Raw genomic sequence first — 7,226 nt, 5'->3', positions numbered from 1 at the left:
TATGGCGTCGAATACCACTATTTTCCCTTGTCGGAGCACCCTTTCACCGGTTTAACACACCACTCCGGCAGACCTGCCATGAAAACCCCGGGCTAGAGAAGCCCGACCTTGGTCATCAGCTCGGTGACCTTCTCGCTGTTGAGCTTGGCGGGGTCCACCGAAGGTGCCTGGAGGTCCTTGAGAGGCACAAGCTTGGAGTTCGCCGGCACGTCGGAGCCAACCGTGTATTCAAAGGAGTCGCCGTTCTGGAGGACCTGCTGACCCGCTTTGCCCGTGATGAACTTCAGGAACTGCTGGGCTTGGGCCTGCTTCTTGCTGGATGCCAGAACAGCCCCGCCGGAGACGCTGACGAACGCACCCGGGTCCTGGTTCTTGAAGTAGTGGAGGTCAACGTTCTTGCTGTTTTCTCCGGTCTGGGCCTGATCGACGAAGGAGTAGTAGTGGTACAGGACTCCCGCGTCGACCTCTCCGGCGTTCACGGCCGCGAGTACCGGGGTGTCGTCCTTGTACGACTTGAAGTTGGTTTTGGCCGCCTCGAGCCATTTCTGGGTGGCGTCCTCTCCCTTGAGCGCAAGCATCGCGCTGACAATGGCCTGGAAATCAGCTCCGCCCGTGGACGCACCGATGCGTCCCTTCCATGACGGGTCCGCGAGGTCCATCAAGGACTTGGGAAGCTGGTCTGCGCTGAGCTTGGTCTTGTTGTAGGCCAGAACGGTGGAGCGGGCCGCGATGCCCGTCCAGTCGCCGGTGGAGGGCCGGTACTGGGCAGGGACTTGGCTGAGGGTTGCCTGGTCCACGGGGGCGAGCAATCCGGCACTCGCGATGCGGACCATGGCCGGGGAGTTTTCCGTGAGGAAGACGTCCGCTGGGGAGTTCTTGCCTTCCTCGCTGAGCTGGTTGCTCATTTCAAGGTCGTCACCATTACGGAGCGTAACCTTGATTCCCGTCTCCTTGGTGAAGGCGTCCACCCATGCGCCGGTGAGGTTTTCATGCTGCGCGTTGTATACGACGATGCCCTCGCCGGACGCGCCGGCCGTGGAACCACCGCTTGCGGTACCGCTTGGTGCGCCGCTGCACGCCGAAAGTGCCAGCAGCGTGGCCGTGGCGGCGGCAAGGGCCGTAGCGGGTTTGATGCCGAATTTCATAGGGGCCTTTCAAGGGTTCCGGCTGGGACCGGACTGGTTGGGGGTAGCCCTACCCTTCACGCAGAGCAAGCCCGAGGAGTCGGGGGAACGGTAGCGAGATAGGCAAGGCAATCCTTACTGTAATAACAACATGCCATTGTTGCGTAATTCTTGGGACGCTGAGGCCGACTGTTACAAACGTTCTCCTGCGGCGGCGCGTCCTGCCAGTTCTGCCGCCTGAGCCGTTGAAAGGGCATTTTTGCGTCCTCGGTAGGCTCCGCGTTTTTTGGCCAGGGCGATGCCTTCGGTTGGCGTTCGCTGATGAGGGAACGCTCGAATTCTGCAGATTCTCTACGACGGAGCGCAGGTCATCGAGGTTTCTCACCAGTCGGTCCATGCCGTGCACGATGACGGGGTCACCGTCGCAGGCGAACTTCAAGAGTTCCTCCAGTTGGGGACGATTGGTGTTGCCGGACGCTTTGTCCGTGAACACCTTGCCCACCTCGACGCCTTCCCGCTGGCGCTGGCCGTTCTAGTCCAAGCCGCTGACCCTGACGTATCCGACACGTTAGCCGACCATGTTCCACTCCTAACGAAGAGTGTCAGGTTGAAATCCAAGACTTCGGGCAACTTGCGTCAAGAAAACACTAAAGCCACTCTAATCTGACAGTATTTCCGGCTGTTTCCTGACGTCCAATTGGGGTATGCCCTATACGGACAGTCAAGGCTTAGCGTCTAATTTCACGTCCTCTGAGCACGGAGTAGTTCCCGCTAGGGCTGACGGCCTTCTCTGACCGACTTCGACGCGAGGGGTCGAAACCAAGGCAATGGACCGAACAAGACGGTGTCAAGGGGCCAGAACATCCATCGTATTGTTCCACCTCGGGAACCGCCTACCTGCGGTGCGGCTTTAATCTCCCGGCTTCATCCTTGGCAGCTTGGAGGATGGCTTGGAACTGCGCTCGTTCGAGGTAGTCCTCTCCTGGTGCGCGGATAACCCTGCCTAGATATGGGTCGCGTTGTTCCAGTTTCGTTTTCCCGTATTGCAGGGTGGTGTAACCGCCTTCTTCCTCCGTTTGCGTTCTAATAGGGACCCATAAGATGAGGACGAGTAGCGGCAGTATGCTTATGCCCGCCATAGCCAGAACGGTGTACATGAGCCACAACACGGGTACACCCGAAACGTTCAGGGCGTAGCCAAGGGCGAGGACAGCCAAGGTCACAGTCGTACATCTGAAACGCATGCGCATCAGCGCGTAGGCAGTGGGTCCTGCCAATAGTTGACGGTCAGGGCAGCGGGTTACCAAGTGAAAGCTCCATATCCGCTGGTCAGTAGGTCTGCGGGCATTGTAGCGACATTCAGGCTGATCTTGGCTGCATATGTGCCGTACCCAAAGGAGACGGCGCCGACAGAAGTCATGATAAAGCCCATGCCGCATTCCTTCGTAATCGGTCCCGATCCGACCGTACAGGCAATGAGCATTGAAGCGAAGCTGGTAGACACGCTAGTCACAGCCAATACAGGTGAAGCGACGTCCACACCAGGTATGAAGGCAGTACCGAGTGCACCAGCCCCGGTGACTGTCGACCAGTGCCCGAATGTCGTTTCGGCTCTTTTCCACGTTCCGAAGTTGTCATTCAGGCCTTTGTTGTATGAGTCAACTCTGAGCTTGGCATAGTTCGGGATGCAGTTGCCGTGGTACTGGATGCAGTCCGACTGTGTTGGGTCGGGCTGGGGGGCCGCGGGTTGTGGCCTCGGACGGTCAGCTACGGCCTGCAGGAAGGACTGTCCTGACGGCCGGGCGCGCGGCGCTGGAGGCCTGAACCCGTTCACCAGGCGAACAACGTTCAAGTCGGCGCCGGGGGTGGCGTCGACTCCGTGCCAGGAGCTTTCGTTCGGGCCGTCGGTGAGCATTGGCCCGAGGATCATGAGTCCTGAGGAGTCTGCATTGTTGATCGCGTCGGCCTCTCCATAGACGTACGGGGAGAAGTTCTTTGCCACGTCAAGTTTCAGGACCGGGTCTGGGCTTGTGAAGGTTCCCAGGACGGGGTCGAGGTCTCGGGCGCCGAGGTGGGTCAGGGTGCTGATGGTGTCGGCGAGCCCGTCGATGTACCCGTTGACGGCTCCGTACCCGTTGGGGTTGGCCGCGTTGGATCCCATGCCAAGGACACCGGCGCCCGCTGTGGAGTAGGCGCCGTTACCCGTTGCTGTCTGGGTGGGGCCGCGTGCTAGACCCAGGGGGTCGGTGTAGCGGGTCTGGGCGATCACGGGCGTGGTGCCGACGGCGCCTTGGACGATGGTCTGCGCGGTGCCGACGCCGTCGCTGATGATCAAGGCGAGTTTCACGGTGCCGCCGGCGGCGGTGCGCTGTGCCACGGCCTTCCCGGCGAAACTGTAGGTTTTGGTTGCGGTCTTCACCCCTGCCGGGGTGGAGTGGGCGGTGATCGAGCCGATGGTGACGGTGGTGCCGGTTCCGTCGGTGATGCCGACGAGGTTCCCTCCGGCGTCGTAGTACCGGGTCCCGGTGCTGCCCGCGGTTCCCGATACGGGTGCGGGCGGGGTGCCCGCGGCCGCGGACGGGTTCGGGTTGGCCGGCAGGCTGCTGGTGCCGGTGGTGGTGGCGAGTTTCCCGTCCGGGGTGTAGTTCAGGGTTTCCCCGGCGCGGCCGGTCATCCGGCCGGCCGCGTCCCAGCTGAAGGTGCTGGTGGCGGGGGACCCGGTGGCGGGGGTGGAGGTCATGGACTGGAGCTGGTGCGGCCCGGGCAGGCCACCGGTCACGGGGCCGTTGAAATAGCCCATGGTGTCGGCGATGAGCTGCACGGTGCCGGGTGAATCGTTCGTGAAGGAAATCGTCCCGTCCGCCCCGACCGCGGTGATCGCGAAGTTGGGGATGATCTGTCCGGCCGTGTAGTTCAGGTTCGAGGTCCCGGGTTTCGGGGTCCCGCCGGCGTAGGCGGTGATGACTCCGGAGGAGGTGGAGTTGGCGACGGTGATGTTCATCGCGACCGCGGACACACCGGTGGCCGGGAGACCGCCGCGGCCGGTGACCTTGACGCTGATCGTCTGTCCCGGCCCGACCGGACCGGTGACCCCGCCGGTACCGTTGCGGGTGTCGAGCTGACGGAACGGGGTCTGGGCCGAAAACGCCCCCGGGGACCGTGGCCGTGCCGCCGAGGAAGTATCCGGAGGTGTCGGCGATGATCTGCACCGTGCCGGAGGAGTTGTTCGTGAACGCGATCGTGCCGTCCGACCCGACCGGGGTGATGGCGAAGTTCGGGACAATCTGCCCTGTCGCGTAGTTCAGGTTGGACGTGCCGGGATTGCCGGTCCCGCCCGCGTAGGCCGTGATGGCCCCGAACGAGGTGGAGTTGGCGACGGTGATGTTCATCGCGACAGCGGAGACGCCGGTGGCGGGGATGCCTCCCTGGCCGGTGACCTTGACCCTGATGGTCTGGTTGGGGCCGACGGGGCCGGACACCCCTCCGGTGCCGTTGCGGGTGTCGAGCTGCCGGACCGGGGTCTGGGCCGAGAACGCGCCCGGGGTGGTGGCTGCGCCGCCGAGGTAGTAGCCGGAGGTGTCGGCCAGGAGATCGACCGTCCCGGAGGAGTTGTTCGTGAACGCGATGGTTCCGTCCGAGCCGACCGGGGTGACGGCGAAGTTCGCGACGGTCTGCCCTGTTGCGTAGTTCAGGTTCGAGGTGCCGGGATTGCTGGTCCCGCCCGCGTATGCCGTGATGGCTCCGAACGAGCTGGGGTTGGTCACGGTGATGTTCATCGCGACGGCGGCCACGCCCGTGGCGGGGAGTCCGACGCGGCCGGTGACTTTGACCTTGATGGTCTGTCCCGGTCCGACGGGTCCGGTGATCCCCGTTAGGAGCGGACTAAATCTTCACTGTCCGCGTAAGGAAACCATTAAGGACCGACGACGGCCGCTCGGTTTGGTGGTCTGATGAAGATAGTCAATTCGGGCTTTGGGCTGTCCCTCCTTAGGAGCTGAATCCACCATGAAACGCACTCCCCTCAACAAAGGAACGGCGTACGATTCCGAGCTTGCCGGCGCCGATCCGGAAGACTACGTCGTTGTCGATGAGCTCGGTGATTTCACCTACTACCCATCCAAAACGGCCATGCTCGAAGACCTTGAGTACGTTGACGAAGCAGCCAGCATTCTGGACCGGGCGGGCAACAACTTCCACTTGACGTTGGAGGGGGACCGGAAGCTGATCCTGGGGTCCTCGTTCGGCCGGGTCGAATTCACGTGGCTCCGCCAGACCTGGATCAACGATCGACGTCGCGAACCGAAAGCGCATCGATTGCTCCGTCTCTACCCCACAACGCTCGATGCCCTTCTGGCTGGAATATTTGAAACCCTGAGCCTGGAACTCGCCAGCAGCGCCACCAGTTCGCCATGGGTATTGGATGTAGCGGGAGAAGAGACCCATCCCGCGACGCTCCGGGACGTCGATGGCCTCCTCGCGCGGCTGGATCACCTTGAACGTGTCACTGTGCGCGATCCCTTCGGACACGAGTACAGGCCAACCCGTCATGCAACACACCGCCTCCATGCCCCGGGCGCGGGGGCGATCTACTACGTGGAGATGGAACCCCACCCCGGAGGGGCCGAGCAGCATCCCAACGTATCTGACAATCTGCCTTGAGCTTCTTCAATGTGGGTTACCGCCCGGTAGGCGCGTTCTGCGATAGTTGGGGACATGGTGAACGTCCAGACCGAAATACTGATCCAGCGGCCCCGCGAGATCGTGGCAAGTTATGCTTCCGACCCGGACAACGCGCCGGTCTGGTACGCGAACATACGATCTGCACAGTGGCAGACGCCGCGGCCCCTGGCGGTCGGATCCCGAGTTGCCTTCACGGCGCGATTCCTGGGCCGAAATCTGGACTATGTCTACGAATTCACCGAGCTTATCCCCCGCGAGAAACTCACCATGCACACAAGCCAAGGTCCATTCCCGATGCGGACCACCTACACCTGGTCCGATGAGGATGGCGCGACCCGCATGACCCTCCGCAACACAGGTGAACCCTCCGGGTTCTCCGCGCTTGCAGGCATCGTCATGGCGCCGATGATGCGCACGGCCATGCGCAAGGACCTGGAGAACCTCAAGAAGATCCTCGAAGCCAGCTAGAAACGACAATCCCAGGCTCTCCCCTCGGCTGCGAATCGCCGACGCAGTTATTCGCTGCAAACGCTGGCGAATTTCCGCTGGCGCGTGCAAGGATGTTCCGTACGCTTGCACCGGTCCACATTGGGGGAAACATGACCGAAAGCACCAACCTGCCGGAAAACACGCAGCCCGGCAACAACGAATACGGCGCGTCGCAGCGTCCTCAGCCTGAGTTCGGAATGAACGCCCCGGATGCCTCCGGCGCGCAGATTCCCCCTTGGCATCCGGAAGCAAACCAGGCCCAGGCAACAGTATGGCCCCCCGCTCCCTCGATCCGAAGCCGCGAAAACGTGGGCCGAGGCGCCCTGTTCGCCCTGGCGGCCCTCCCGATCGGCGTCGTTCTGTGGCTCGTCATCTGGAGTTTTGGCTGGATGTCCTCGCTCGTCACCTTCGCCGCTGCGGCGATGGCGGCCCGTTTCTATGTGATGGGAGCTGGCGGGCTGAGCCGAAAAGGTGTGTGGGTGATAGCGGGTATCACAGCTGCCACCGCGCTTTTGTCTTTCGTCGCGGGAGTCTGGCTGGATGCTGCCAAATACATCAATAGCCAACCCCTCTCTTTGATCACCAGCTCCGAGCCGTGGGACCTGATGAACTACAACCTGGCGAACAACCCGAATTTCGTGAAGGGGTACATGGGCGACTTCCTCATGGCGCTGCTCTTCGGCGCCTTGGGTTGCTTCTTCACGCTTCGCCGCATGTTCGCCGCCACAAAGAACTCCTAACACTCACCGGGAAGCGGCGGCTGCGAACCAAGTTCGCAGCCGCCGCTCGCGTAAGGGCGAGGGCACGACGGAGACCACGTCGATCTGTGCTTTTAGCTGTTGGTGAGGGTGACGTCGTCGAGGTACATCCAGGTGTCGTCGGCGGGGGTGGAGCCGTCGAGGTGGACGTTGAACCAGAGGGTGATGGTCTGGC

Annotated in this window: 6 protein-coding genes and 1 pseudogene; 3 read left to right on the top strand and 4 right to left on the bottom strand. The window is 62.3% G+C overall.

The window, feature by feature from the left end:
• Window positions 1-92 precede the first annotated feature (92 nt).
• The 4 genes and pseudogenes from ABH924_RS24585 to ABH924_RS24570 form a co-directional block, all read right to left on the bottom strand.
• Entirely contained in the window at window positions 93-1,145 is a 1,053-nt protein-coding gene (locus ABH924_RS24585) for an iron ABC transporter substrate-binding protein (protein WP_404503115.1), read from the bottom strand.
• Window positions 1,146-1,325: 180 nt separating this feature from the next.
• Window positions 1,326-1,665: pseudogene (locus ABH924_RS24580) on the bottom strand (recombinase family protein); the annotation flags it as partial.
• A gap of 352 nt (window positions 1,666-2,017) precedes the next feature.
• Window positions 2,018-2,401 carry a hypothetical protein gene (locus ABH924_RS24575; RefSeq protein WP_404503113.1) on the bottom strand — a complete coding sequence of 128 codons (384 nt, stop codon included), beginning with the start codon at window positions 2,399-2,401 and terminating at the stop codon, window positions 2,018-2,020.
• A gap of 23 nt (window positions 2,402-2,424) precedes the next feature.
• Window positions 2,425-4,125 carry a hypothetical protein gene (locus ABH924_RS24570; RefSeq protein WP_404503111.1) on the bottom strand — a complete coding sequence of 567 codons (1,701 nt, stop codon included), beginning with the start codon at window positions 4,123-4,125 and terminating at the stop codon, window positions 2,425-2,427.
• Window positions 4,126-5,129: 1,004 nt separating this feature from the next.
• Between ABH924_RS24570 and ABH924_RS24565 the strand changes: the two genes are divergently transcribed.
• The 3 genes from ABH924_RS24565 (at window position 5,130) to ABH924_RS24555 (ending at window position 7,033) form a co-directional block, all read left to right on the top strand.
• Complete coding sequence (locus ABH924_RS24565; RefSeq protein ID WP_404503109.1) at window positions 5,130-5,783, top strand: hypothetical protein; 654 nt, start codon at window positions 5,130-5,132, stop codon at window positions 5,781-5,783.
• A gap of 54 nt (window positions 5,784-5,837) precedes the next feature.
• Window positions 5,838-6,272: an SRPBCC family protein gene (locus ABH924_RS24560; protein WP_404503107.1), complete on the top strand. Its 435-nt coding sequence runs from the start codon at window positions 5,838-5,840 to the stop codon at window positions 6,270-6,272.
• Between the two features lie 131 nt (window positions 6,273-6,403).
• A complete protein-coding gene (locus ABH924_RS24555) occupies window positions 6,404-7,033 on the top strand; it encodes a hypothetical protein (protein WP_404503105.1) in 630 nt (209 codons plus the stop codon).
• The last annotated feature ends 193 nt before the right edge of the window (window positions 7,034-7,226 follow it).

Origin of the sequence: Arthrobacter sp. GAS37, from assembly GCF_044908325.1 — a bacterium.
Lineage (GTDB): Bacteria > Actinomycetota > Actinomycetes > Actinomycetales > Micrococcaceae > Arthrobacter > Arthrobacter ramosus.
The sequence above is the reverse complement of the archived record's forward strand: the minus strand, read 5'-3'. Positions and strand labels throughout refer to the sequence as shown.

What these genes read in the sequence shown, in the direction of transcription:
- ABH924_RS24585 (WP_404503115.1), bottom strand. Translation starts at nt 1,145, where the DNA reads ATGAAATTCGGCATCAAACCCGCTACGGCCCTTGCCGCCGCCACGGCC.
- ABH924_RS24570 (WP_404503111.1), bottom strand. Translation starts at nt 4,125, where the DNA reads ATGAACATCACCGTCGCCAACTCCACCTCCTCCGGAGTCATCACCGCC.
- ABH924_RS24565 (WP_404503109.1), top strand. Translation starts at nt 5,130, where the DNA reads ATGAAACGCACTCCCCTCAACAAAGGAACGGCGTACGATTCCGAGCTT.
- ABH924_RS24560 (WP_404503107.1), top strand. Translation starts at nt 5,838, where the DNA reads ATGGTGAACGTCCAGACCGAAATACTGATCCAGCGGCCCCGCGAGATC.
- ABH924_RS24555 (WP_404503105.1), top strand. Translation starts at nt 6,404, where the DNA reads ATGACCGAAAGCACCAACCTGCCGGAAAACACGCAGCCCGGCAACAAC.